We start from the raw sequence: 26,386 nt of genomic DNA, 5'->3' as shown, positions 1-26,386 counted from the left end.
GGGCGCGCGGTGGGACCCTCGCGTATCGGCTGCCACAGGCGGGCTGGAGACCGTGAATCGGACGGCCTCGGCGTTGCGATACCGTCAAGACGCCCACACCGGCACCGAGTAGTCCGCGTCCGTCGGCTGTCGATGGCCCGCAGGGCGCCCCACGAATCAAGGGAGACACCGATGCCGGAGCCTGAGCCCGTCCGAGACGACAACGCGGCGGAGGCCGACACCTCGACCACGGCCGAGACCGACCAGCCTGCCGTTCCCGCCAATCGGGCTGCCCGACGCGCGAAGGGCAAGGTCGCGTCGCCTCAACCGCATGGAAAGGGTCAGCATTTCGGCGGCCGGGGCTCGGTCCAGAGCCCGCGCCAGTGGGGTAACCGCCGAAGCGGCTGATCCCGTAGGCCGTCGACGCGGGGCACCTCCACCGCCGCGGCTGCCTCGTCCAGCCCGTCGAGCGGCACCGGGCCGACTCGACGAGGGGTCGCATCTGACCTCAACCTATTGAGGGTGGGTCCGGTGCCAGAGACCCTGTTCGGCGGGCTCCGACATACCGGGCGTCAGTGCTGCGGCGGGATCTGCACGACGGGCTCGGACCGCGTTGAGTGGCATCGGGCTCGGACTGTCGGCCACCCGCAGCCTGGCGCACGGGCTGCTGCCACCGGTGCTCGCGGCATCGCACAACGCCTGGGGGTGAGCCCCAAGACGGTACGCGACAATGTCTCGACCCTGCTGGTGAAGCTGCGCGTGGGCACGCGGGCCGAGGCGATCGCACTGGCCCGCGACGAGGGCCTCGGCGCGCCGCTACCGGGTGACCGGCCTGGCCGGCGACGGGCGGCAACCGGAAGAGCAGTCCGGCCCAGGACGCAACGCCCTGGGCCGGAGTGGTGTCGCGGCTGTCGGTCCCGCCGATCAGGTGATGTTGATGTCGCTGCACCACATGTAGGTCTGGTCCATGTGTGACGCCTTCCAGATCACGAACAGGACGTGGCTTCCGGTGCGTCCGGAGACCGATACGTTGAACGAGATGTTCTGAGCTGGCGCGTATCGCCCGGTCGTCGTGATCAGGTCGAGGTTGCCCCACCCGAGCCGCTGGGTGGCCGGGTTGAACCCCTGCTTGGTGACGTAGACCCGGAAGTAGTCAGCACCGTGGCTGGCCTGGTCGTACATCTGGACCGTGAAGTTGCGGCCGACGGTGGTCGCCTTCCAGGCTCCGGGCTGGTTCACCGCGTCGTTCCTGGAGAGGGCGTTGCTGCACAGCTGTCCGTCCGGGGTGCGGGCCTGGAACTGGCCGGCGAGGCCGTCCCGCAGCTGGCTCATCCAGTTCCACATGGTGTCGGGGTTGGCCTGGAACGCCCGCCAGCACATCGGGTCCTGCTGCTGCATGGCCGGGTTCGTGTGCTGGTTGCCCCAGGTCTTCCAGCACTGGTACGCGCGACTCGCCGGGTTGATGACGGTGCCGTGGGCCTGGGCCGCGCTGGTCCAGGGCAGCGTACCGACCACCATGGCGAACAGCAGGACGAGCACTCGGAGGGACTGGCGGACGGTCGACCGGGATCGCCCGCCGGATAGATCGGACGTGTGTGGACGCACTGTTCATCCTCCGTTCTTCGGGACTGCAGATCAAATTGGGAACGCTCCCAAGCAACTGTTACATCTATGACGGTAAATATCAACGTTGATCTACCTAAAGTCGGATGTGGATCGAGTTGACCGGGATTACCGCCGGGTACGCCCGGCCGCCCGGCCTGGTCACAACCCGGCCGCGGCGTCGTACCGGCGGCGCTGGTCGGCCATCTCCGACTCGGTAAGCGCCTCCTTGAGCGCCAGCTCCTCGTACCTGTCCGGGAACATCTCCCGCAGCCGGTCGACGAACCTGACGTCGGCCGTCGCCTCGACCACCTGGATGCCCGGAGGGTCTGTGGTCATGTCCATGATCACGGGGCCGGCCAGCTTGACCGCCACGTCCCAGGGGCGCTTCGGCTCGGCGACCCCGCAGAGATGGAAGCCGTAGACCGTCCGCACGTCGGCGAGCGCGGTGACCCCGGCCGGCTCGTAGCCGTAGACGCGGACCCCGCAGATCACCGGCGGCTTCTTCTCCTCGGTGGTCACCTGCTGGGCGCCGTGCCCGGCGTGGTTGTGCTGCCCCGGGTCCGCCTGTTCGAGCGTGCTGCGCATCCGGCTCGTGATCTGCCCCTGCAGATCCGCCGGATCCGTCTCCGGGCCGGCCCGGTTGAGCAGCACGATCGCGCCGGCCGACACCGCCAGCAGGATCACCGCCACTCCCACGAAACGGGTCCGGTACCAACCCGCGAGACTCTCTCGGGAAATCATGACTGCTTCTCACCTCGTCGCCGGTTCTGGTGCGCTGGCAGACCGGATCGGGCGCCCCGGGGAGGGTCGGACGTCGAGCGCGTCGGCCGTCGGGGGCACGTACCGGGGACACGGACGCGGGCGTGGATGTCTGCCCGTCGTCATGGAGGTGGCCCGGCGATGCGGCATGCGGGTGCCTGCCAAAGGCGGCACGCTGCCGGTGCTGCGATGCTCCCGTGCTGGCCGTTCTCAGCGCGGTTGCCCCCGCGCTGCGGCGATGTGAGCCATTCCAACACGTTTGGACCCGCTCTGGCAACATCGATGACCATCAGCGTGGATTGGGTCCGGCCACGCTCTCGGTCGTCGTGGTCTGCCCGATGCGACGCAGGTCAGTGGCGGGGTGGCACGCCCAGGAGGGTCGCGGTCAGGGCCTGCCTCAAGTAGTCCCTGAGTTCCAGGTGGAAGCGGGCCAGTTCCGGTTCGGCCTGGTAGGCGGCCTGCAGGCTGGGCGGGGGTGTGCTGTACGCCGACACCGCCCCGGCCATCACCATGGTCTGCAGGCTGAACAGTGTCGCGTTCTCGCCCAGTTAGGGGTAGAGCATGAGCCACAAGTGGACGACGGCGAACATCCCGGACCAGCGCGGACGGGTGGCAGTGGTGACGGGCGCCAACAACACCGGCCTGGGGTACGAGACGGCCAAGGCGCTCGCCGAGCGAGGAGCGTCAGTGGTGCTCGCCGTACGCAATGTCGAGAAGGGCGAACGGGCCGCGGCCCGCATGACCGGCGACGTGACCGTGCAGGAGCTGGACCTGACCTCGCTCGACTCCGTCCGTACCGCCGCGGCGGCGCTGCGGTCCCGGCTCGACCTGCTGATCAACAACGCCGGGGTGATGTACACCCCGAAGCAGAACACCCCGGACGGCTTCGAGATGCAGTTCGGCACCAACCACCTCGGCCACTTCGCGCTCACCGGGCTGCTGCTGGACCTGATGCTGCCGGTGCCCGGCTCACGCGTGGTGACGGTCAGCAGCACCGGCCACCGCATCCAGGCCGCGATCCGATTCGACGACCTGCAGTGGGAGCGGTCGTACAGCCGGGTCGGCGCCTACGGTCAGGCCAAGCTGGTCAACCTGACGTTCACGTACGAGCTCCAACGCCGACTGGCCACACACGGCACCACCGTCGCGGTGGCCGCGCACCCCGGTATCTCCAGCACCGAACTCGCCCGCAACGTCCCGGCCCTCCTCCGGCTTCCGCTGACCTGGCTCGCGCCGCTGGTCGGCCAGGCGCCGGCGATGGGCGCGCTGCCGACCCCGCGCGCCGCCACCGACCCCGCCGCGCTCGGCGGCCAGTACTACGGTCCCGGCGGACGCGGCGAGGTCAAGCGCCACCCCCGGCTCGTCACCTCCAGCCCCGAGTCGTACGAGGTGGCCGTCCAGCAGCGGCTGTGGGCCGTCTCCGAAGACCTCACCGGGGTGACGTTCCCGTCGTCCGGTCCGAGCAGAACTCGTTCCCCTCCGGATCGGCCATCACGATGTAACCGCGTTGAGAGGCGCCGGCTCGTCGCGCTGGCATCGAGTGGCGTCGAGAGTGGCGAGACACTCGCACTCCGTCTCGAGGGCGGCCATCCGCTCCGTCACCGTGCGGGGAGCGGCCCACGCCATCCAGGTGCCGCTCCGCCTCGGCCCCACGCGATCGGCGCCGTCCTGGCGTGCTGGATCGAGATGTCCGCCGCCACACGCACCGATCGACTCCACGGAGCGCTCAGCCTCGCTGGCGCCCGCGAGACCGGCGGGGACGTGCTGACCCCTCAGCTGCTCGCGCCGACAACCTTCTGACTCTTCTTGCGCGAGCTCAGGAGCACGTCTACCAGGCCGTACTCCTTCGCTTCCTGGGCAGTCATGATCTTGTCGCGATCGACGTCCTTGTGGACGGTCTCGATGGGCCGGCCGGAGTGGCGGGACAGCATCTCCTCCATCTGGGTGCGCATCCGCAGGATCTCGCGCGCCTGGATCTCGATGTCGGAGCCCTGGCCGTAACCACCGTCAACGGATGGCTGATGGATCAGCACCCGCGAGTGCGAAAGCGCCATGCGCTTGCCCGCCGTTCCGGCGGCGAGCAGCACCGCCGCCGCGCTGGCGGCCTGCCCGAGGCAGACCGTCGAGATGTCGGGGCGCACGTACTGCATGGTGTCGTAGATCGCCGTCATGGCCGTGAACGAGCCGCCGGGCGAGTTGATGTACATCAGGATGTCGCGGTCCGGGTCGGTGCCCTCCAGCGTGAGCAGCTGGGCCATCACGTCGTTTGCCGACGCGTCGTCGACCTGCACCCCGAGGAAGATGATCCGGTCCTCGAAGAGCTTGTTGTAGGGATTCGACTCCTTGACGCCGTACGACGTGCGCTCGACGAACGACGGCATCACGTAGCGGTTGTGCACCGGCGCGAACCTGGGAGGCATGGTCAGGTCAGTCATTGTTCGGCTCCTCAGTCAAGCGTTCCGGTCAGTTGAGCGGTCCGGCGCTCTCGGGAACCTGCGCGGCCCCGGTGATCACCTTATCGATGAAGCCGTATTCTTTGGCTTCCTGTGCCGTGAACCAGCGGTCGCGCTCCGAGTCGGCCTCGATCTGCGCCTGGCTCTGGCCGGTGTGGAATGCCACCTGCTCCTGGAACAGGAGCTTGGTGTACAGCATCTGCTCAGCCTGGATCGTGACGTCGGACGCCGTGCCACCCACGCGGCCGGATGGCTGGTGCATCATGATGCAGGCGTTCGGCAGGGCGAAACGCTTGCCGGCCGTGCCGGCGCAGAGCAGTAGCTGGCCCATCGACGCGGCAATGCCCATCGCGACGGTCTGGATGTCGTTGTCGATGTACTGCATGGTGTCGTAGATCGCCATGCCAGAGTAGACCGAGCCGCCCGGCGAGTTGATCCAGAGGTTGATGTCGCGCTCAGGGCTCTCCGCGGCAAGAAGGAGCAGCTGCGCGCAGATGCGGTTGGCGACCTGGTCGGTCACCTCACTGCCGAGGAAGATGATCCGCTCGCGCAGCAGGCGATCGAATATTGCGTCGTCGAGGTTGCCACCGAGAGTGTCGCCCTGCAGAAGGGAGTTCGCGGGAATGTGCAGATCGGTCATGGCAGCCCTTCGCGAACTTGCTGTGCCGACCGGAGAAATCGGCCTGGCCGGCTGTGCGTCGTCCCGTTCAACCTAACCGGTCGAATGCGCATCAACCTCCCGCCCAGGCAGGCGATCGCTGACGACGTACGTACCAGCCGCACGTACCTCGACATTGGTGCTGGCCGTTGCGTAGCGTGAGGCTCCACAGTCGCCGGCCAGGCCGTGCCTCAGGTTCGGTCGACTGCCTGCCGCCGGACAGTAGACTGACGTCGGTAGACCTCAGTCCGGCGCCGGAGCCGACGCCAGATGACCCAGCCCTCCTCGGCCGGGGTGAGTTGCCCGGGCCAGGGGAAGTGACGAGATCGAGGAGCTCGGCCTGGTCGATGTCGGCCCGCACGATGTCGTTGCGGTGTGGCGTCGGTGCCGGCCGCCGAACTCGAGCGGCTGTCCCGCCGGCGGGACACCCCTGTTCGGCAGGGCGCCCGCACGATAGCCAGATGACCCGTCTCAGGTAACTCGATCCTGTCCCGGTGGCCCAGATTCCAGGGCGAGAGATGGTGACTATCCGAGTGCACGGTGCTCAATGCGTGTCCACCGCGGAGTCGAAGCTGTCACGGCTGTACCACCAGGGTTTTGGACGCCCTGTGCCACGCCGAGGGGGATAGAGTCGCCTCAGTGGCTCGCGGCCACCTCGCCCATCCTGGGCACCGCCTGCCACCGGCATCTCCTCTCCTGGCATCAGCTTGGCGGGCGAACACGTCTGTGCCTACTGCTCGAATCGGGAGGCCATTTCCCTTGAGCACTGAAGAAGCTTATGCACTGAGACCTGACGACGTTCTACGTACCAATTCGCTTCCTTTGCTGCGAGCATCGCTCGCGGCCGTAGTCGCAGTTTTTCATCGACGCAGCGGGAACGACCGCGTCATCGTTCGATGTAGGATTTCGGCCAGCGGCGACGGGCTCTCGGGGCGCGTGGTGGCCGATCTCGCCGACGATCCCGCCTTCTCCCTGCTCGCCGAGCGCCTCGGCAACTCGCTCGACCACCTCGCGGACTCCGACGTCACGATCGCGGAGTCCGACGGCGGCGATCCGGACGTCCACTTCGACTTCATCGAACAGGAATTCGACGTCGCGCCGAAGGACGGGGACCTTCCCGCTGCCGCAGACGCGTCGATGCCGGTAGTCCGCGCCACTGTCGGCCGAGACCGACGAGTCCGTTTCGCCGCCACCCTCGGGGGCGACGACGGGACCACCGCTGCGGACCTCTGCAGGCAACTTGAGAAGGCGGAACGGTCGGGTGCCCGCGACGGCGGCACCAGGATCTCCGTCCTTCCGCTGCTGGAGCCGGAGGAAGAGGCGGCCGTCACCGCTCTGAACGGCACAGGCCGGTCCGCCGAGGCGGCTCGTAGCCTGCCTGACCTGGTAGGCGACCAGGTCAGGCTGCGCCCGCACGCCCCGGCCGTGGTGTGCGGTACGGACACCCTCAGCTACCGCGACCTGGACGACCGGTCCGACCGAATGGCCGCTGCGCTGTGCGTCCGCGGTGTGCGGCCGGGCGACGTGGTCGGCATCGCCCACCAACGCTCGGCTGATCTGGTCGTCATGCTGCTCGCCGTGTTGAAGGCAGGGGCCGCCTATCTCGCCGTGGAAGCCGGCGACCCCCCGTCCCGCTGCGCGCAGCTCCTGAGACTGGCTGGCGCGCGGCTCGCCGTGGTCGAGAAGGACCGGCGGGACCAGGTCGAGGACGCCGTCGTCGTCGTCGAGGCCGGCGAGCTGACAGACGCCGCCTCCGGGAGGCTGCCGGCGTTCGACCGACCGCTCGTCACCCCCGACCACCTGGCCTACGTCAGCTGCACCTCGGGTTCCACAGGTGAGCCGAAGGCGGTCGGCGTGCCGCATCGCGCCGTCGCCCGGCTGCTGCGCGGCCCGGACTGGGTTGAGATCGGCCCGGATGACGTCATTCTCCAGCTGGCGCCGGTCGCGTTCGACGCCTCGACCATCGAGATCTGGGGTCCCCTGCTCAACGGTGCCCGGCTTGCCGTGCTGGCCGGGGACGCGGGTGACTTCGAGCGGCTCGCCCGCGAAATCACCGCCCAGGGTGTAACAGTCCTGCTGCTGACGACCGGACTGTTCAATCAGATGGTCGGCTCGCATCTGGACTGCTTCCGCACCGTGCGGCACGTGCTCAGCGGCGGAGATGTCGCCTCGCCCGGGCACGTTGCGCGGTTGCTGGACGCGTACCCGGACGTGACGTTCACCAACGGCTACGGGCCGACCGAGAACACGTCCTACACCACGTGTTGGAGCGTCCGCGGCCGGCTGGAGGACGGGGTCGTGCCCATCGGCACGCCCATCAACGGAACGCGCATCGCCGTCTTGGACGCCGCGCTGCGTCCGGTCCCGGTCGGCGTGTGCGGGGAGCTCTACGCGAGCGGCCCCGGTCTGGCTCGCGGCTTCATCGGCCGACCGGGAGCGACCGCGGAGCGGTTCGTCGCCGACCCGTCCGGCGAGCCCGGTGCCCGCATGTACCGCACGGGAGACCTGGTCCGCCGGCGGTCCGACGGGGTGCTGGAGTTCGTCGGCCGGGCCGACCAACAGGTCAAGATCCGAGGGTTCCGGGTCGAGATCGGCCACGTGGAGGCGGTCCTGAGCGCCATGCCTGGGGTGCGCGCGGGCGTGATCGTCCCGCAGGAGGACGGAGTCGGGGGTAAGCGCCTGTTGGCCTACGTGGTGGCGGACGGCGATCCGTCCGCGCCCGACCCGACCGAGCGCGGCTCCCGTCTACTGGCAGCGTTGCGACAGGTGCTGCCCCCGTACATGGTTCCGTGGGCCGTCCTCGCCTACCCGGATCTGCCGCTCAATCGCAACGGCAAGCTCGATCGCCGGGCACTGCCCGCCGTGCATCGACTGCCGCGCGCGTTGTCCACCACGTTCGTCGCGCCCCGGACGGCGCTGGAGCGGCGCCTCGCCGAGCTCTGGGGCGACGTTCTCGGCGTCGAGCCCGTCGGCGTCGAGGACGACTTCTTCGGCCTCGGTGGCTATTCGCTGGTCGCCGCACGGCTTCTCGCCACCGTGCAGCGCGAGCTCGGGATCACCGTGCCGGCCGCGGCGCTCTACCGGAAGCCCACCATCACCGGCATGATCGAAGAAATCGGCGACAGTGGACAGCGTTAGCGAGACCGGGCTCCGGCCCGGCGAACTGTCCGCGTGGTTCCCGATCGCCCCGCTGACAGGCAAGCCCGAACTGCGCTTGTTCTGCCTGCATCACGGCGGCGGCGGCGCGTCGGCCTACCGGGATTGGCAGAAGCTGCTGGACCCTCGGGTCGAGGTCGTGCCGGTGCAGCTGCCCGGCCGCGAGGGCCGGTTCAACGAGCCGTGCGAACTGTCGATCCGGCGCCTGACGGAACGGCTCACCGAACCGATCCTGCACCGAGCCGGGGACGTTCCGTTCGCGTTCTTCGGCCACAGCATGGGCGCGCTGCTCTCGTACGAACTGACCTACGAACTCGGCGCGCGTGGCGTGCCGCCGCAGCACCTGGCGCTCTCCGGGTTCGCGCCGCCGCACCTTACCCGGCCGGCCGGTGTGCGCCTGCTGCCCGACCAGGAGTTCATGGCGCACATCGTCGGCCTCGAGGGCACCCCGGCGGACCTCGTCGAGCTTCCCGAGCTCCTGGATCTGTTGCTGCCGGTGCTGCGGGCCGACTTCACCGCCTGCGAGACGTACGAGTACGTCGAGCGGGAGGCGCTCCGGGTGCCGGTGACCGTGTTCGGCGGTTCCGAAGATCCCGGCGTCGAGGTGCCGATGCTGCGGCGCTGGGCCGATCTCGTCGCCACGGCCCCGTACCTCCGGGTGTTCCCGGGCGGTCACTTCTACCTGCAGGAGCAGCGCGAAGAGCTGGTGAGAGCACTGGCCGACCGGCTGGGGTTCGGATTGGTGGACCAGAAATGATCGGTACGACCGAGGACGGCCCCGCGCCAACCGCTCCCGTTCCCGACCTGTCGGATCCCACGCTGTACCGCGACGACAGGGCGACTGCCATCCTGGACGGTCTGCGCGCCGCAGCACCGGTGCATCGGGTGGATCGCGACGGAAAGCCCTCGTTCTGGGCAGTGCTCAGCTACGACCTGGTCTCCCGGGCGCTCGCCGACGCACAGACGTTCAGCTCGACCGGGGGCATGCGCCTGGACGCCGACCCGGTCGCCACTGCCGCCGCGACCGGGAAGATGATGGTCATCACCGATCCGCCACGACACGGCAAGATCCGCCGGATCGTGAGCAATGGATTCACCCCCAAAATGGTCCAGCGGCTCGAGACGAACATGCGCAGCACTGCGATCGACATCATCGAGACCGCCCTTGACCAGGGCGAGTGCGACTTCGCCGAGGTCGCCGCCCGGCTTCCGGTCTCGGTCATCTGCGACATGCTGGGGGTGCCCCGCGAGGGCTGGGACTTCATGCTGAAGCAGACCAAGGCGGCGTTCGGTGTCGGTGCCTCGACGGCCGATGCGGAACTGGCCGCAGCCGCGCACACCGAGATCTTCCTCTACTACGACGAGCTGATGCGGCAGCGCCGTGAGCAGCGCCAGGAAGACATCATCAGCGCCCTGGTGCACGGCTCGATCGACGATCGGCCGCTTACCAACGAGGAGATCATCCTCAATTGCAACGGGCTGGTGTCCGGCGGCAACGAGACCACCCGACACGCCACCATCAAGGGTCTGCTCGCCTTCATCCGGAATCCGGAGCAATGGCATCGGGTGCGGGCGGACCGCTCGCTGCTACCGGGCGCGATACGCGAGATCCTGCGCTACAGCACCCCGGCCATGCATGTGCTGCGGACCGCAGCCCGTGACACCGAGCTCGGCGGCCGGCAGATCAGGGCCGGGGACATGGTGACGCTCTGGCTGTCGTCGGCGAACCGCGACGAGAGGCTCTTCCCCGATCCGGATCTCTTCGACATCGAGCGATCCCCGAACCGACACCTGACCTTCGCCCACGGCGCGCACTACTGCATCGGCTCGGCGCTGGCCACCACCGAGCTGACCATCTTCTTCGACGAGATGCTGCGTCGGGTGGAGCTGCCGGAACTCACCGGCGAGGTGCGGCGGATGCGGTCGAATCTGATCGGCGGTGTCGAACACATGCCGATCAGGCTGCGGCGAGCCGCAGCCTGATCGCGGTATCGACCAGAAGATCGACTGCGTCAGGTCAACCGGCCTGACCGCCGTCAGCATCGTCGACCAGTGTCACTGCGACTCGCTCATGGCGCGGACCAGGCTGGCCGGCCGCATGTCGGTCCAGTTCTGCTCGACATAGTCGAGGCATGCCTGGCGAGGCTCCGGGCCGAACGAGACGGTCCACCCGGCAGGTACGTCGATGAAGTCGGGCCAGAGCGAATGCTGGCCCTCGTCGTTGACGAGCACGAGGTAGATCGCATCGTCACGATCGAAAGGATTGGTCATCGCGTATCTCCTTGTAATGGGACGAGTGCGGTGACGCGCCGGACGAATTCGGCCGCGACAAGCGGGACGAGCCGGATGGGCGGTGAGTAGTGTAATCCACCCCGATCCGGTGGGTGGTCGCATTTTGTTTTGCTGTTCCATTGAACGGGGGGGTGATGGGTCGTGTCAACGTATGGCCGAACAATTTCGAATGCTGCCGTCGGCCGCTTCGGCAATAGCAGGCCCCCGGTCCGGACCGCGCAGATGTCGCTCGTGTCTCGCCGGCGAGACGGGAGCCGGCGTGGCCTAAGCGTTGAGCTGGTCTTCTGCCGCTATTGATGCGCGGCGCGTCTGGTCGTTCCGGTGCTGTCCCCGAGTGGGACAGTCATCGAGTGACGGTGGACATCATGCCTTGACCGGCGGGTACTGTGAACCACGATCGCATCGACGGAATGCATTGCGTCCCGCTAGCTGATATCGCGTTTCGGGGATCCGCGCAGTTACCCGAGTCGCGCCCCCAGCTTGCGACAGTCGGGCAGAACCCGCATCTGCTCCCGTTCCCTGGATTGGTGATGTCATGAACGACCGGAATGAGTCCGCGACGACGCGGGAGACCGCCGCCGACATGGCGGCGGTAGCGTCTCTCCTGGAAATGGCCGATCGGCTGGGCGTCCTGGATGTCCTGCAGCGGGAATCACCGTTCGGGGCGAAGGAGATCGCCGAGGCCGCGGAGGTGCCGCAGGCGGGTGCCGCCAGTTACCTGCACGCGCTGGCCGCGGCCGGTCTGGTGGTCAGGGCGGACGACGCCGGTGCCTTCCGGGCGGCCGACGACTTTGCCGACCGGCTGTACGAGTCGGGATACATGTCCTGGGTGCTCAACGCGAACCGGCCCTTCATCGAGCACATCGCCGAGTTCCTGCGCGACCCGGTGCGGGCGGGCGCCCAGTACGTCCGGGATGGCCGCCAGGTGGCGGTCGCCTCCCAGTGGATGGGCTCGCAGGCCTTCTATCCCAAGGCTCTGTCCACAATCATCGAAGCCAGGCCGAGCCGCGTCGTCGACCTCGGCGCGGGTACCGCGCGGCTGCTCATCGAGACCCTGCTCGCCGTGCCAGGCAGCACCGCGGTGGCACTCGACCTGGACGGCAGTGCCTGCCGTGAGGCCGCGACCGCCGCCAAGTTGGCCGGCGTGGGCGATCGGCTCACCGTCGTCGAGCGCTCCATCCAGTCGGTTGCCGACGACCCGTCGCCGCTGGAGGGGGCCGACGTCATTCACGCCGGATTCGTCTTCCACGACATGTTGCCGGACGAGGAGGACGTCGCCGACGCGGTGCTGAGCAACTGCTACGACGCGCTGCGGCCGGGCGGCATCATGGCCATCACCGACGCGGTCCCGTTTGTGCCGAACGAACGTGAGCGGCGCTTCAGCACCATCGTGACCTATTACCATCAGCAGTTCATGCGCCGCCGCCTGCTGACGGCGGAGGAGTGGCAGGAGAAGCTGGTCAAGGCCGGTTTCGGCGGCACGACGTGCATCGCGCACCGCTTCCCGACCGGCCGGCTCTTCCTCGCGCACAAGTGACCACCTCCAGCCGTCCGGGCGGGAATCCGCACACATTGATCGAGGAGGGTCGATGATATCGGTGCATGAGGAGTCGCCCGACCAGGAGCGGGTCAGACCCGTCACCGGTTGGTCCGGCGACGAGGAGTACTTCACGTTCCGGGAGTTCGACGACTTCCGGCCGGAAGAGGTGGTCGACGTCCTGAACGGACGTGTGGCCGGCGTCATCTTCCGCGGGATGATCAGCCCCGACGTGTGCGAGCAGATCGCGAGCCGGTTCTGGGCCAGCCCGTCGATCAGAGAGCGCCCCTCGCCGCCGGGGCACTACCTCGGCACGTATCACTATCACAAGCCGACCGGACAATACCTCGACGAGTGCGCCGAGTCGGCCGCGGCGGTGGCCGAGGTGCTTGACGTTCCCGGCAGGCCGCTGGACCGGTTCCGGCGAGGGCTGTCCGACGCGCTGGCGCCGCAGGGCGCGATATTCCGGCTGGCCGAGAAGGACGGCCGGCAGGCCTGCATGGCGCTTCTGCGCTCCTGGCACGGCCACGGCGAGTTCGCGCTCGTCCCGCACGAGGACCGGTCCCAGTGTTCCGAGCCGCAGCAGGCGGACTTCGAGATCCAGCAGGTGCTCGGATATCAGCCCGCCGCGCTCAACATCTGCCTGGAGAACGGCACTGGTGGGCGGCTGTTCTACTACAACATCCGGCCGGACGACGAGAGCAAGCGGCGCCTCGGCCTGCACTACACGGGTTCGCCTTACCCGCGGGGTGCGGTGGACGGGTTCGAGCTGCTACGCGTAGACGTCAACCCCGGCGACGTCTACGTCTTCAACGGTGCGCACGTGCACGCGGTCGAACCGAACGTCGACCCCGAGGCACGCCGCACCACGCTGGCCGCCCTGCTGGGCTTCATCGACGACAAGACCGTGGTGTCGTGGACCTGATCGAGGACCGGGCGGTCGTCGATCCGCGCACCGCCGAGGTCATCGACCGGGTCGCTCTCCTGCCGGTCGAGGAGGTGCCCGGCGTCGTCGCCGCCGCCCGGCAAGCGTTCACAACCTGGTCGCGAATCGATCCGGTGCGGCGCAGCGAGCTGCTGTTCGGCATGGCCGACGTGCTGAGCGCGCGCACCGAGGCGCTGAAGTATGAGTACAGCCGTGAGCACGGCAAGACGCCGGCCGAGGCGGGGGCGGAGCTTGACCGCATGGTGGACACGATCGAGTGGTTCGCGCGCGCGACCACCGATCTGCTGCGACCCATGCCGTTGCCCGGCCGGGAGGGGTTCGCCGGCCGGGAGGTTCTCGTCGAGCCGGCCGGGCCGGTGCTCGCGATCGTGCCCTGGAACTTCCCAGCGGTGGTGCTGGCGCGCAAGCTCGCGCCAGCCCTCGCCGTCGGGTGTTCCGTCGTGATCAAGGCACCCGAGGAGACGCCGAGTGTGGCGCGGGCGATCGCCGCCGCGGCGGAGGAGGCGGGCCTGCCGGCAGCTGTCGTCCAGGTCGTCTTCGGCGCTCCGTCCACGGTGGCCGCGCTCGTCCGATCGCCGGGGATCATGCACGTCAGCTTCACCGGATCCACCCGCGTCGGCCGCCTGATCGCCGGCATGGCGGCGGACAACCTCACGCCGTGCACCCTGGAACTCGGCGGCCACGCGCCAGCGATCGTGACCGCGGACGCCGACCTGGATCTGGCGGCGCAGACGCTGGTGCGGACGAAATTCGGATCGGCGGGGCAGAGCTGTGGCGCCCCGAGCCGTTTCCTGGTCGAACGCCCCGTGTACGCGGCCTTCCTTGAGCGGTTCTGCGATCTTCTGCCGGGCTTCGACTTCGCCGGCGGCACGCTCGGCCCGCTGAACAGCATCGCTCGCCGGGACGCCGTCCGGGAGCTGGTCGTCGACGCCGCCGCGCGGGGCGCGACCGTGCTGGCCGGGGGAGTGGTGCCGGACACAGCCGGGTTCTACTACCCGGCGACGGTCCTGTCCGACGTGCCGTCGCAGGCGCGGGTGATGACCGAGGAGCCCTTCGGCCCCATCGCGCCGTTCCGCGCGTACGACACCGACGAGGAGGCGGTGGCGTTGGCGAACTCCACCGACTACGCCCTGTCCGCATACGTCTTCGGCGCGACGAGCCACGCGGCCGGGATCGCCCGGCGACTGGACGCTGGCGGCGTCTCGATCAACGTGTGTCCGACGGCGTTTCCCGATGCGCCGCTCGGTGGACGGCATGCCAGTGGCTACGGCTACGAGGGAGGACATCAAGGTCTCCTGGCCTTCGGTCGGCTCAAGATCGTGCAGACCTCCACCGCCGCGAATACGACGCCGACCATCCACGAGGGAAACCGATGACGTCGACCAACCACTCGCGCTGGATACCCGACACCTTCGCGGCCCAGGCGGCCCGCACGCCCGACGCCGTGGCGGTCACCGGCGTGTCCGGGACCCTGACCTACGCGCAGCTCGACACCGCGGGCAACCAGCTGGCCCATCACCTACGGGCCGGGGGGGCCGGCCCGGGGCGCTTGGTGGGGGTGTGGCTGGACCGCGACGCCGAACTCGTCTCCACTCTGCTGGCGGTCGCGAAGTCCGGCTCGGCGTACCTGCCGCTGGATCCGGCGCAGCCGACCGCCCGGCTCGAGCACATGCTCGCGGACGCTGGCGCGGTGGTGGTGGTGACCACGAGCGCGCTCGCGCCGCGGGTGCGCGAGGTGTTCACCGGCCGGATCGTCGAACTCGACACCGAGCGGGCGGCCCTGTCGGCGCGACCGGATACGGCACCCGAGCGGACAGCCGATGCGGACAGCCCGATGTACGTGATCTACACGTCCGGCTCGACCGGCCGGCCCAAGGGCGTTGTGGTGACCCACGCCAACGTGTCCCGCCTGTTCACGGTGACGATGCCGCTGTTCGGGTTCGACCGGACCGACGTGTGGACGCTGTTCCACTCGTACGCCTTTGATTTCTCGGTTTGGGAGATGTGGGGCGCGCTGCTGCACGGCGGCCGGTTGGTGGTCGTGCCTCGCTCGGTCGCGCGGGCGCCGAATGAGTTGCTCGATCTCCTGGTCGAGCAGCAGGTGACGGTACTTAACCAAACACCGTCGGCATTTCGTTCTCTGGTCGATCTCGCCGCCGTCGGGGACAGCCGGCTCGACCGGCTGGCGCTGCGTACAGTGGTCTTCGGTGGCGAGACGCTGGATCCGGCCATGCTCCGGCCGTGGGTCGACCGCTTCGGCCTGGACCGGCCGGAACTGGTCGACATGTACGGCATCACCGAGACCACGGTGCACGTCACCTACCACCGCCTCACTGTCGAGGATGTCGACGCCGGCGGTGGCAGCCCGATCGGTGTCCCGCTGTCCGACCTGAACGTGCACCTGCTGGACGACAACCTCGAGCCGGTACCCGACGGTGTCGACGGGGAGATCTACGTGTGCGGCGCCGGTCTGGCGATGGGCTACCTCAACCGTCCCGGAATCACCGCGCAGCGCTTCGTCGTCGACCCGATCGGTGGGCCCGGCGCGCGCATGTACCGCAGCGGCGACCTGGCCCGCCGCGGCCCGGCCGGCCTGGAATACCGCGGCCGAATCGATGACCAGGTGCAGATCCGCGGCTACCGGGTCGAGCTGGGCGAGATCCAGTCCGCCCTGGTGGCCCACCCGCGGGTCCGACATGCCGTGGTGGTGCCGCGCGCGGAACCCGCCGGTGACACCCGGTTGGTCGCCTACGTCGTGCCGGCCGGCGCGACCGCCCCGCCGGTAGCGGACCTGCGCGTCCACCTCTCCGCCATGCTGCCGGAATACATGCTGCCGGGCACCTACACGATGCTCGATGAGCTGCCCATGACGGCCAACGGCAAGCTCGACAAGGACCGCCTGCCGGCACCGGTCCGCGCCAGCGCGGGGGGCACCGCGCCGAGGTCGCTCCGCGAGGAGCTGCTCTGCCAGATTTTCGCCGAGGTTCTGGACCTGCCCTCGTGCGGCGTCGACGACGACTTCTTCGAGCTTGGCGGACATTCGCTGACGGCCATCCGGCTGACCAACCGGATCCGGGCCGCGCTGAACGTCACCCTGTCGCTCGACACGCTGTTCGCCGCGCCAACCGTGCGCGGGCTGGCGCAGCGGTTGACCGAGCACTCCACGCGCCTTCCGCTGGTACGGCTACCGCGGCCGGCCCGGATTCCACTCTCCCTCGCGCAGCAGCGTCTGTGGTTCCTGCACCAGGTGCACCGCGACAGCCCGGCCTACCAGATTCCGCTGGCGTTCGAGCTGTCCGGCCGCGTGGACCGGGAGGCGTTGGGCGCGGCGATCGACGACATCGCGTCCCGGCACGAGATCCTTCGGACTGTCTACGGGAACGCCGCTGGCGAGCCCTACCAGACAGTTCTGGACCCTGCCGACGCCCGCCCCGCGCTGCGCGTGCGGGATGCCGAACCCGGCGAGCTCCCCGGTCTGCTGCGAGACGCCGCCCGGGAGACGTTCGATCTGGCCGAGGACCTCCCGTGGCGGGTCTGGTTGTTCCGCACCGACCCGGACCGCAACGTGCTGCTGATGGTCCTGCACCACATTGCCGGTGACGGGTGGTCGCTCGGCCCGCTGGCACGTGACCTGGCGAGGGCCTACGCGGCGCGACGGGCCGGGGCCGCGCCGAACTGGGACGACCTGCCGGTGCAGTATGCCGACTACGCTCTCTGGCAGCGTGACGCGCTGGCCGGGATGGACGAACAGCTCGACAGCTGGCGCAATCATCTGCGCGGCGCGCCTGACGAGCTTGAGCTGCCGTTCGACCGGCCGCGCCCGGCGACGTCCAGTTTCCAGGGCGACCTGGTGACCTTCGACATCGAACCGGAGCTGCACCGGGCGGTGTCCCGGTTGGCCCGGGACGGCGCGGCGACCGTGCACATGGTGCTGCAGGCCGCGATCGCAGCGCTGCTGACCCGGCTCAACGCCGGCACCGACCTGCTCATCGGCAACGCGATCGCCGGCCGGGACGACCACACCCTGGACGACCTCATCGGCTTCTTCGTCAACAGCCTGGTGATCCGCACCGACACCACCGGCGATCCGGCCTTCGCCGAGCTGATTCGTCGGGTTCGGTCGGCCAACGTCGCCGCATACAGCCAGGACGTGCCGTTCGAACGGCTGGTCGAGGTGGTGAACCCGATCCGGTCGACCGCGCGCCACCCGTTGTTCCAGGTGATGATCGCATCGCACAACTACGGACCCAGCGATTTCGCATTGCAGGGGCTTCGGGTACGGCCGGTGCCGGTGCACATGGGAACCGCGAAGTTCGATCTCTCCCTCAAGTTCGACGAGCGGAAGGGGGGCGACGGCGGGTACGGCGGAATCGCCGCCGAACTGGAGTTCAGCACCGATCTGTTCGACCGGGACACCGCGGAGCGGCTCGTGCGGCGGCTCGTCCGGCTGCTGGATACGGTGTCCGCCGATCCGGCCATCCGGCTGAGCGCCATCGACGTGATCGGCGCCGATGAGCGCGCCTGGCTCCTCGGCCGGAACGACACGGATGTGGACTTCCCCGACCATCTGACCATCGCGCAGCTGTTCGAGGCGCAGGCGGAGCGGACGCCGGACGCGGTGGCCCTCGTGCAGGAGGAGCGCCGCTGGACCTTCCGGGAGCTCGACGAGCGCGCCAACCAGATCGCCCACGTGCTGCGGGATCTGGGCGTCAGGGTGGAATCGCCGGTCGGCGTCTCGATCTATCGCAGCCCCGAACTCATCGCCGCCCTGCTGGCCATCTGGAAGGCGGGCGGCGCGTACATCCCGACCGATCCGGACTACCCGACCGACCGCCTGAACTTCATGTTCGCCGACAGTGGCGCGACGATTCTCCTGACCGAGCGAGCGGTCCTCGAGCGCCTGGAGCCGCCGGCCGGCGTCGCCGTGCTCACGACCGACGACCCGCGCTTGGACGCGGCGTCCCGGAAGCGCCCGGAGCAGATCGCAACCGGGCACAACCTTGCCTACATCATCTACACGTCCGGCTCCACCGGCCGGCCGAAGAGCGTGATGCTCGAGCATCGCAGCGCGACCAATCGTCTGATCGACGTGTGCAGGCAGTTTCGGCTGACCGCCGACGACGTCAGCCTGCCGGTCATCTCCATCTCCTTCGAGGCGCTGGTACGGGAGGTGTTCGCGCCGCTCATGGCGGGCGGCTCGGCGGCCTTGCTGCCGGCCGAGGGACCCCGCGACCCGGCCACCGTGCTGCGCACGATTCGCGACCACGGCGTAACGGTCATCATGGTGATCGTCCCGTCCCTGCTGGAGTCGATCATCGCCTACGTCACCGATCCCGCCGATGTCCGCACGCTACGGCTGGTCGGCACCGGTGGCGAGGTGCTCCGCCCACAGGACGCGGCCGTGGTCATGCAGGACTGGGACTGCGAGCTGGTGAACCAGTACGGTCCGACCGAAACGACCATGATGGCGTTGATGCAGACCATCCGGCCGGCTGACCTGTCGGGGCGGATTCCGGTCGGACGCGTCCTGGCAAACGCGCAGGCGTACGTGCTGGACCGCAATCTCGACCTTGCCCCGGTCGGGGTGACCGGCGAGGTCTACCTGTCCGGCGCGGGCATCGCGCGGGGCTACCGCGGGCGAGCGGGGCTGTCCGCGGAACGCTTCGTGGCCAATCGGTTCGGGGCACCGGGAACGCGGATGTACCGCACCGGTGACCTCGCGCGCTGGAAGCCCGACGGCAGCCTCGACTTCATGGGCCGCATCGACGACCAGGTCAAGATCCGGGGGTTCCGGGTCGAGCTGGGTGAGATCGAGGTGGTCCTGGCTGCCCACCCTGCCATCTCGCACGCCGCTGTGGTGGTCCGGGAGGACCGGCCCGGCGACAAGCGGCTCGCGGCGTACTACACCACTACCGGCACCCAGCCAATCTCGCCGGCCGAACTGCGCGACCACCTGAGCAGCTCGCTGCCGGACCACATGATCCCGTCGGCGTTCGTGGCGATGGACGTGCTGCCGCTGATCGGAAACGGCAAGCTGGACGTTCGCCGCCTGCCCGCGCCCGACCTGACCCACGCCGTGACCGGCCGCGCGCCGCGTACCCCACGCGAGCAGTTCATGTGCGAGCTGTTCGCGGAGGTCCTCGGCCTGCCGGCGGTGGGACCGGACGACGACTTCTTCGCCTTGGGCGGTCATTCGCTGCTCGCCGCGCGGCTGATCGGTCGGGTCCGGCAGACGCTGGGCGGGGAGCTGGCCATGCGTAGCGTGTTCGAGGCGCCGACGCCGGCCGGCCTGATGGAACGGTTCGGCAGGGACTCGGCCGCCGACGCTCTCGACATCCTGCTGCCACTACGCTCCCGCGGTGCCGGGCTGCCGCTCTTCTGCGTCCACCCTGGCGGCGGCATGAGCTGGCCGTACGTCGGCCTGCTCCGCATGCTCGATCCCGACGTCCCGCTGTTCGGTCTGCAGGCCCGCGGCCTGTCCGACCCGGACTCGATGCCGGACACCGTCGATGCCATGGCCGCCGAGTACGTGGCGCAGCTCCGGTCCGTGCAGCCGGACGGGCCGTACCGGCTGCTCGGGTGGTCCTTCGGCGGCGTCATCGCCCATGAGATGGCGGTCCAGTTGCGCGAGCGCGGCGCCGAGGTGTCGCTGCTGGTCATGCTCGACAGCTACCCTGACTTGCCGGCGCTGTTCCGGCTCAACGAGCGCGAGGCGATCGCCGCGCTGATTGATCGGGACCGGTCCGACGTGGTGCCCGACGGGGAGCCGATCGGTGTGGCCGGGGCCGCCGAGATTCTGCGCCGCGAGGGTGGCGCGCTGGCCGGCCTGAGCGAACCGCAGATCGAGGCCATCGTCCGCACCATGGACCACAACCGTGAGCTCATCAAGCATTTCCGTCCGCGGTATTTCGACGGCGACCTGTTGTTCTTCCTGGCCACCCAGGCCCGGCCGGAGGGTGCACCCACGGCGGACGCGTGGGCGCCGCACATCGGCGGAAAGATCGAGTGCTGCCCGATCGATGTGGACCACGGCAGCATGGCGCAGCCGGAGCCACTCGACGAGATCGGGCGCATGTTGGGCGCCTACCTGTCCCGCGACGAGCTGCGGAGCGGAGCCCGGATATGACGGACGAGGACCTGCTCGCTCGGCGTGTGCGTCGCGGGCACTCGAACGCGGTGCGCGACATCCTGGCCGCCGCCTCCGCCCCGGGCGTGCTGTCCATGGCCGGGGGCCTGCCCGCGCCGGACAGCTTCCCGGTGGCCGAGCTCACCGAGGTCATCGACCAGGTGATGAGGAAAGTCCCGAATAGCCTGCAGTACGGGCCGGTGGACGGCGTGCCGGCGCTGCGCGAGATCATCGCGGCGCGAGCCAGCGCCTCGAGCGCCCCGGTCGACCCGGCCCGCGTGCTCATCGTCAGCGGCAGCCAGCAGGGTCTGGACCTCGTTGCCCGAGTTCTTCTCGACGAGGGTGACTCAGTCGCGCTTGACGACCCGAGCTACGTGGGCGCGATCGAGACGTTCCGCCAGGCCGGCGCCGAGCTGGCGCCGGTGCCCAGCGACGAGGACGGCATGGAGACCCAGGTGCTGGCTGAGCAGCTGCGCCGGGGGCTGCGCCCGAAGTTGGTCTACGTGGTGCCACACTTCCACAACCCCTCCGGGGCTGTGCTGAGTGAGCAGCGGCGGCGGCATCTGGCAGAGCTGGCCGATCGGTACGGGTTCCTCATCGTCGAGGACGACCCGTACGCTGACCTTTCCTTCGACGGTGTCCGCCTGCCCTCGGCCGCCGTGCACACCGGCCGGGTCGTCCGGCTGCTCAGCCTCTCCAAGACGCTGTGTCCGGGTTTCCGTGTCGCCGGCATGGTCGCGCCCGCCTGGCTCGGGCCCCGCCTGACCGCGGTCAAGCAGTGCGCCGACGTCCAGACGAACACCTTCGGCCAGTACGTCGTTGCTGGGCTGCTGAGCCGGCCCGGCTTCCTCGAGAAGCACGTGGCTGGTCTCGCCACCCTGTACCGAACGCGTGCCGAGCGCCTGTCCGCTCTGGTGGCCGAGCGGGTGCCGGGGCTGTCGTTCACACCGCCGCGCGGTGGGCTGTACTTCTGGTGCACCATCCTCGATCAGGCGCTGGACGCGGAGACGTTCACCACGGCGGCGCTCGCCAACGGGGTGGCCGTCGTGCCGGGGTCGCCCTTCTGCATCGAACGCGACGGCTCGCGGTACCTTCGCCTGTCCTACGCCACATTGAGTCCGGCCGAGACGGTCGCCGCGGTCGACCGGCTGGCTCTGACGTTCGAGCGTGGTGCCACGCGTCCGGTGGCCGTGGGAGGACCCGCGTGACGATCGACGATGCCTTCCGTGCGAGGGCGGCCCGGGATCCCGACCGGATCGCGGTGCGGGCGGCGGATGGCGACCTCACGTACCGAGCGCTGGACGAGCGCAGCGACCGCCTGGCCGCTCTGCTGTGGGAACGCGGGGTCCGCCCGGGCGCGATCGTCGGGCTGCACCTGCACCGGTCGGCCGCCCTGGTGGTCGCGCTGGTGGCGGTGATCAAGACAGGGGCGACGTACCTGGCGCTCGACCGGCGGCAGCCGGTCGAGCTGCGCCGCACGATACTCGGCGCGGTCGGCGTCGAGGTCCTGCTGACCGAGCCGGCGCTGGCGCCGGAGTCACCCGACGGGTGTACGCCGATCGTGCGTACCGCCGACGGGAGCTGGCCTGAACCGGCCCGCGCTGCGCCACCAGAGGTTCGTACCGACCCGGCCACCGTCGCCTACGTGGCCTTCACGTCGGGCTCCACCGACCGGCCGAAGGGCGTGTGCATCCCGCACCGCGCCGTCGTCCGCCTGGTGATCGGCAGCGACTTCGTGACGATCCGGCCCGACGACGTCTTCGCCATGCTGGCACCCGTTGCCTTCGACGCGTCCACGTGGGAAATCTGGGGTCCGCTGTTGAACGGGGCCACCCTGGCCGTGGCGCCCTCCGGCGACCTGACGCCAGGCGACCTGTCGGCGTTCGTCCGGAGCCACGACGTGACCATGCTGTGGCTCACCGCCGGGCTGTTCCACCAGGTGGTGGAGACCGGGCTGGCCGATCTGCGCGGACTGCGGTACCTGTTGGCCGGCGGCGACGTGCTGTCCCCGCCGCACGTCGCGCGCGCGGTGGCCGCGCTTCCCAGAACGGTGCTCGTCAACGGTTACGGACCGACCGAAAACACGACCTTCACCTGCTGTCACCACGTCACCTCGGCGCCCGACCACCGGAACGTGCCGATCGGCCGTCCCATCCGCGGCACCACGGCCTACGTGCTGGGCGACCGGCTCCAGCCGGTGCCGCAGGGCGAGATCGGTGAGCTGTACGCCGGCGGCGAGGGCGTCGCCCACGGGTATCTCGACCGGCCGGCGTTCACCGCGATCCGGTTCGTGGCCGACCCGTTCGCCCCCGGGGCACGCATGTACGCCACTGGCGACCTGGTGCGGCAGCTGCCCGGCGGCGAGATCGAGTTCGTCGGCCGCAGGGACGGGCAGGTCAAGATTCGCGGCTTCCGTGTCGAGCTCACGGAGGTGGAGAGCGCCGTGGCCGCGATGCCCGGCGTCGCGGACGCGGCGGCAGTGGCGCAACGGACGCCGTCCGGGGACAGCCGCTTGGTCGCCTTTGTGGTGGCTCGCGGCAATTCGCCTCTGTCCACTCTGGAGATCCGCGCCGGGCTGCGCCAGCGGCTCGCCGAGTACGCCGTACCCTCGCTGGTCATCCAGGTGCCGGTGCTGCCGCTGACCGCCAACGGCAAGGTGGACCGGAGCGCGCTGGCGGCCCACGCCGTCCAGCCGCGGCCGGATCTCAATGCCGTGTACCGGCCGCCGGCCGGCGACCTTGAGTCGACGATCGTGCAACTGTGGGCCGACCATCTCGGCATCGAGGGCCTCGGCGCGGACGACGACTTCTTCGAGCTGGGCGGCCATTCACTGGTCAGCGTGCGAATCATCGCCGACCTGCTGCAGCGGTACGGCGTCGAGGTCTCGCCGCTCGCCTTCTACATCGACCCGACCCCGGCCGGACTGGCCAAGGCCCTCGATCAGGCGGCCGGCCCAGAGGTGACCGGGTAGGACGCTTCAGGTCCGGATGCCACCTCGTCGTGTGCACCGGACAGTTCCGCGGCATGTACCCGGCGCACCGACCCGTCGAATTCGAAGTCGTAGCTCAGCGTCCGGCGCAGCGCGGCCAGAGTCCGGTGCATGTCGTCGTAGTCGTCGCAGGCGCCCCAGGCGAAGTCCATCTCGCGGATCCGGACGGCACCGTCCAGATGCTCGCCGGGGCGCACGAAGACGCGGTACCCGGTAACGCCGGGCAGCCGTCGTGCCTCGGCCGCTCCGTGCATCGCGACCATGCGGGCCGGCCGGAACGGTGCCGGCGTGTGGTACTGGAAGTGCACCCGGTCCGGACGCAGCTGTGGGACCTCGATCGGCTCGCCCATCGCCAGCCGGGCCGCCAGCCGCACCATGTCCACTCCGCTGGCTGCCCGGGCGATGTCGTTGACATGTCCGCCCATTCGCCCGTTCACCTCAATGATGCGTGGGCCGACCGGGGTGAGCTTGATCTCCGTGTGGGTCACCCCATGGCGTACGCCCAGCGCGGTCAGGGCCCGATCGGTGAGCGCGATGATCTCCCGCTGTTCGGACTCCGGCAGATGGCACGGCCAGAACCGGCCCGTCAGGATGAACGGGGGTACGAGCGGCAGGTAGCTGGAGACCGCGAGGTGACGGAGACCGGCGGGGCCGCACAGGCTCTCCACCGAGACCAGGTCGCTGAACGGCAGGCTCGGCCGTCCCGAGATGAACTCCTCGACGACGAATGCCCCGGCGGTGGCCGACCGCGCGAAAATCCGTGTGGCCAGCGCCTGCCCCTGCTCGGCGTCGTCCACCCGGAACGTGTCGCGGCTGCCGCCGCCGATCAGCGGCTTGATGATGGCGGGCAACCCCACAGCGGCGACCGCGGCTGGCCAGTCCGTGGCACACCGCAGCGGGTACTGCCGGACGTCGTCGACGCCGGCCTCCCGCAGCGCCGTCCGCTGCCGCTGCTTGTCGGTCAGCAACGTCACCGTCGCCACGTCGTGGAACGGCAGGCCCAGGGCGGCCGCCAGTTCGGCTGTCGCGGGCAACATCTGCTCGCTGAAGGTCAGGATGGCGTCCGGCGCCTCCCGGCGTACGTCGTCCAGCGCGCCGGTCAACGGCAGGACCTTGCCCAGCTGGGTCAAGACCGGCCGCAGATGGCTCGTGTGTTCGGTGTCGGGCACCAGGAACAGCGGCTGCCCGACACCGGTGATTCCCACGGCGATCTCCGCCGCCGACACCGCGCCGGCGTCGAAGACCACCGCGATCACGGGCTGGTCGGCGGTCATGCGCTGGTCGCCGCTCTGTCATCGACCGCGAGCGGATCGGTCGCCAGTTCGGTGAGCGCGTCGGCCATGCGGGCGACGTAGGCCCGCGCGTCCCGGTCCGCCACGACGGCCGGGTCGAACGCGACAACCAGACGGCTGCCGGACTGGACGCCATCGATATCGACGTCCACGCGGAACGGGAAGCTCGGCTTGCCGCGTACCCAGAATCCCTCCGGCGCCGGACCGCCCAAGTGCCTGGCCTGCTGATACACGTGGAAGTTGGTGAAATTGAAGACCACGTCGAACGGCGGCCGGTTCAGATCGACCTCGATCTGACCGAGCGGGTAGGCGAGATACGGCGCCGCGCGCCGCTCGGCGGCGTAGCCGCGCCGGCAGAGCTCCGCCCAGGTGCCTCGCACTGAGTCGACGCGGATCGGCACGGTGTTCAGGAACAGGCCGGCGAACAGATCCGAACCGGCAATCTGGGGTCGGGTGTTCACCACCAGGCCACTGACGATGTCGTCGCTGCGGCCGGCCAGCTCGCCGAGGGCCCGCAGATGGGCGCCGAAGAGCAGCGACTTCAGGGGCAGTTCCAATGTCCGCGCGACCGCCCGCAGGTCGTCGACCAGAGCGGTGTCCAGCGCTGTTTCGATGGTGACGTCGGCGTTTGCCACACCGGTAGGCCGGACACCGCCGGTCAGTAGCGGGGGAACGTTGGACTCGTTGCGCCAGAACGTGGCCGTGACCGGGTCGGCCAGCGCCGCGAGTTCCGACTCCAGGAACCGGCCGGCGACGCCGTCGGGCACTGGCGGTAGCGACGCGTGGTCGCCCTGTGCGTACAGCGTCAGCAGGTCGACGAGGACCTGACCGAGGCTCCATCCGTCGATGATCGCGTGGTGGACCACCAGGGTCACGTGGAACGCGTCGCCACCGACGGCTACGTGGCACCGGAACAGCGGCGCCCGCTCGTAGTCGAGCGGAAGGTCGAGATCGTGTTGGTGCCAGCGGTGCGCCGCGGCAGTGAGCTCGGCCGGCGTCGCGCCGGCCATCCGCCTGATCGTGAGCGGAGACTCCACGGCGGACCAGATCAGTTGCGCGGGCACGGAGAGACCGCCGAAATCGAACGAGGAGCGTAGTGCGTCGTGCCGCTCGATCAGCCGGCGCAGCGCGGTACGGAAGGACGCCTCGTCGAACGCGGCGGGCACCAGCCAACCCGTCATCGACTGATACAGCTCGCGGTCGCCGCTGCGCTCGCTGAGATAGATCATGCCGACCTGCAGCTTCGTCGCGGGCAGCGCGCTTACCACTCCGGCTGGTAGCAGCGCATGGTCGACGGCGGGCAGCAGGACGACGTCGGGGCCCTTGGCCGGCGTGTCTTCCGGCGCGTTCTCGAGATCTAGTGCGGCCACCAGCGCGCGCACCGTGGAGTTGTAGAGAAGGTCGCGCAGCGTCACTTCGATGCCCCGCGCCTGCGCGTCGGCGACCACCCGCAGCGCGATAAGCGAGTCACCGCCCATCGCGTAGAAGTCGTCGTCCAGACCGATGGTGGGCTCAGCGAGGTGAACGGCCAATATCTCGCGCACAATGGCTGCGGCGTCCGCCGGCCCTGGTGTCAGCTCCTGCATCGCGTTCC

The 26,386-nt window shown here is 69.5% G+C and carries 17 protein-coding genes and 1 pseudogene; 10 read left to right on the top strand and 8 right to left on the bottom strand.

Annotated features, from left to right (window positions below; all coding sequences use genetic code 11):
• Positions 1 to 903: 903 nt before the first annotated feature.
• From FHG89_RS28645 to FHG89_RS28635, 3 genes are all read right to left on the bottom strand, one after another.
• Entirely contained in the window at positions 904 to 1,518 is a 615-nt protein-coding gene (locus FHG89_RS28645; protein WP_244295949.1) for a lytic polysaccharide monooxygenase auxiliary activity family 9 protein, read from the bottom strand.
• 225 nt (positions 1,519 to 1,743) lie between these two features.
• Positions 1,744 to 2,325: a hypothetical protein gene (locus FHG89_RS28640; RefSeq protein WP_139587520.1), complete on the bottom strand. Its 582-nt coding sequence runs from the start codon at positions 2,323 to 2,325 to the stop codon at positions 1,744 to 1,746.
• Positions 2,326 to 2,693: 368 nt separating this feature from the next.
• The gene (locus FHG89_RS28635) at positions 2,694 to 2,873 is read right to left on the bottom strand and encodes a hypothetical protein (RefSeq protein WP_280116095.1); all 180 of its coding nucleotides are present in this window, start codon (positions 2,871 to 2,873) and stop codon (positions 2,694 to 2,696) included.
• Positions 2,874 to 2,904: 31 nt separating this feature from the next.
• On the opposite strand from FHG89_RS28635, the pseudogene FHG89_RS28630 reads away from it, so the two are divergent.
• Positions 2,905 to 3,831 (top strand): annotated as a pseudogene (locus FHG89_RS28630) (SDR family NAD(P)-dependent oxidoreductase); the annotation flags it as partial.
• Positions 3,832 to 4,115: 284 nt separating this feature from the next.
• Here the strand turns inward: FHG89_RS28630 and FHG89_RS28625 are convergent.
• Both FHG89_RS28625 and FHG89_RS28620 read right to left on the bottom strand, forming a co-directional pair.
• Positions 4,116 to 4,778, bottom strand: coding sequence for an ATP-dependent Clp protease proteolytic subunit (locus tag FHG89_RS28625; protein ID WP_139587518.1), 663 nt, complete (start codon positions 4,776 to 4,778; stop codon positions 4,116 to 4,118).
• 28 nt (positions 4,779 to 4,806) lie between these two features.
• Positions 4,807 to 5,436, bottom strand: a complete 630-nt coding sequence (locus tag FHG89_RS28620; RefSeq protein WP_139587517.1) for an ATP-dependent Clp protease proteolytic subunit — start codon at positions 5,434 to 5,436, stop codon at positions 4,807 to 4,809.
• A 657-nt stretch (positions 5,437 to 6,093) separates the two neighbouring features.
• On the opposite strand from FHG89_RS28620, the gene FHG89_RS28615 reads away from it, so the two are divergent.
• From FHG89_RS28615 to FHG89_RS28605, 3 genes are read left to right on the top strand one after another with little or no spacing between them, the layout of a single operon-like run.
• Positions 6,094 to 8,592 (top strand): non-ribosomal peptide synthetase, encoded by a 2,499-nt coding sequence (locus tag FHG89_RS28615; RefSeq protein ID WP_208761146.1) that lies wholly within the window; start codon positions 6,094 to 6,096, stop codon positions 8,590 to 8,592.
• On the top strand, positions 8,579 to 9,367 hold the full coding sequence (locus FHG89_RS28610) for a thioesterase II family protein (protein WP_139587516.1): 789 nt from the start codon (positions 8,579 to 8,581) through the stop codon (positions 9,365 to 9,367). The genes FHG89_RS28615 and FHG89_RS28610 overlap by 14 nt, the downstream gene beginning before the upstream one ends.
• Positions 9,364 to 10,593 carry a cytochrome P450 gene (locus FHG89_RS28605; RefSeq protein WP_139587515.1) on the top strand — a complete coding sequence of 410 codons (1,230 nt, stop codon included), beginning with the start codon at positions 9,364 to 9,366 and terminating at the stop codon, positions 10,591 to 10,593. The genes FHG89_RS28610 and FHG89_RS28605 overlap by 4 nt, the downstream gene beginning before the upstream one ends.
• 72 nt (positions 10,594 to 10,665) lie before the next feature.
• On the opposite strand, the gene FHG89_RS28600 is transcribed toward FHG89_RS28605, so the two are convergent.
• Positions 10,666 to 10,881 carry an MbtH family protein gene (locus tag FHG89_RS28600; RefSeq protein ID WP_139587514.1) on the bottom strand — a complete coding sequence of 72 codons (216 nt, stop codon included), beginning with the start codon at positions 10,879 to 10,881 and terminating at the stop codon, positions 10,666 to 10,668.
• 631 nt (positions 10,882 to 11,512) lie between these two features.
• On the opposite strand from FHG89_RS28600, the gene FHG89_RS28595 reads away from it, so the two are divergent.
• Genes FHG89_RS28595 through FHG89_RS28570 form a run of 6 tightly spaced genes read left to right on the top strand, consistent with a single transcriptional unit; the run spans position 11,513 to position 23,482 of the window.
• On the top strand, positions 11,513 to 12,439 hold the full coding sequence (locus FHG89_RS28595; RefSeq protein ID WP_208761145.1) for a methyltransferase: 927 nt from the start codon (positions 11,513 to 11,515) through the stop codon (positions 12,437 to 12,439).
• A gap of 52 nt (positions 12,440 to 12,491) precedes the next feature.
• Positions 12,492 to 13,364: a hypothetical protein gene (locus FHG89_RS28590; RefSeq protein ID WP_139587512.1), complete on the top strand. Its 873-nt coding sequence runs from the start codon at positions 12,492 to 12,494 to the stop codon at positions 13,362 to 13,364.
• Positions 13,355 to 14,761 carry an aldehyde dehydrogenase family protein gene (locus tag FHG89_RS28585; RefSeq protein WP_139587511.1) on the top strand — a complete coding sequence of 469 codons (1,407 nt, stop codon included), beginning with the start codon at positions 13,355 to 13,357 and terminating at the stop codon, positions 14,759 to 14,761. Before FHG89_RS28590 ends, FHG89_RS28585 begins: the two co-directional genes overlap by 10 nt.
• Positions 14,758 to 20,511, top strand: a complete 5,754-nt coding sequence (locus FHG89_RS28580; RefSeq protein WP_139587510.1) for an amino acid adenylation domain-containing protein — start codon at positions 14,758 to 14,760, stop codon at positions 20,509 to 20,511. Before FHG89_RS28585 ends, FHG89_RS28580 begins: the two co-directional genes overlap by 4 nt.
• Positions 20,508 to 21,719 carry an aminotransferase-like domain-containing protein gene (locus FHG89_RS28575; RefSeq protein WP_139587509.1) on the top strand — a complete coding sequence of 404 codons (1,212 nt, stop codon included), beginning with the start codon at positions 20,508 to 20,510 and terminating at the stop codon, positions 21,717 to 21,719. Before FHG89_RS28580 ends, FHG89_RS28575 begins: the two co-directional genes overlap by 4 nt.
• Positions 21,716 to 23,482 carry a non-ribosomal peptide synthetase gene (locus FHG89_RS28570; protein ID WP_139587508.1) on the top strand — a complete coding sequence of 589 codons (1,767 nt, stop codon included), beginning with the start codon at positions 21,716 to 21,718 and terminating at the stop codon, positions 23,480 to 23,482. The genes FHG89_RS28575 and FHG89_RS28570 overlap by 4 nt, the downstream gene beginning before the upstream one ends.
• Here FHG89_RS28570 and FHG89_RS28565 read toward each other — a convergent pair.
• Both FHG89_RS28565 and FHG89_RS28560 read right to left on the bottom strand, forming a co-directional pair.
• Positions 23,452 to 24,774 carry an ATP-grasp domain-containing protein gene (locus FHG89_RS28565; protein WP_139587507.1) on the bottom strand — a complete coding sequence of 441 codons (1,323 nt, stop codon included), beginning with the start codon at positions 24,772 to 24,774 and terminating at the stop codon, positions 23,452 to 23,454. The two genes, FHG89_RS28570 and FHG89_RS28565, sit on opposite strands and share 31 nt — an antisense overlap.
• On the bottom strand, positions 24,771 to 26,378 hold the full coding sequence (locus tag FHG89_RS28560; protein WP_167517548.1) for a condensation domain-containing protein: 1,608 nt from the start codon (positions 26,376 to 26,378) through the stop codon (positions 24,771 to 24,773). Before FHG89_RS28560 ends, FHG89_RS28565 begins: the two co-directional genes overlap by 4 nt.
• Positions 26,379 to 26,386 lie beyond the last annotated feature (8 nt).

The organism is Micromonospora orduensis (assembly GCF_006228125.1).
GTDB classification, from domain to species: Bacteria; Actinomycetota; Actinomycetes; order Mycobacteriales; family Micromonosporaceae; genus Micromonospora; species Micromonospora orduensis.
This window is presented reverse-complemented; position numbering and strand designations above follow the sequence as displayed.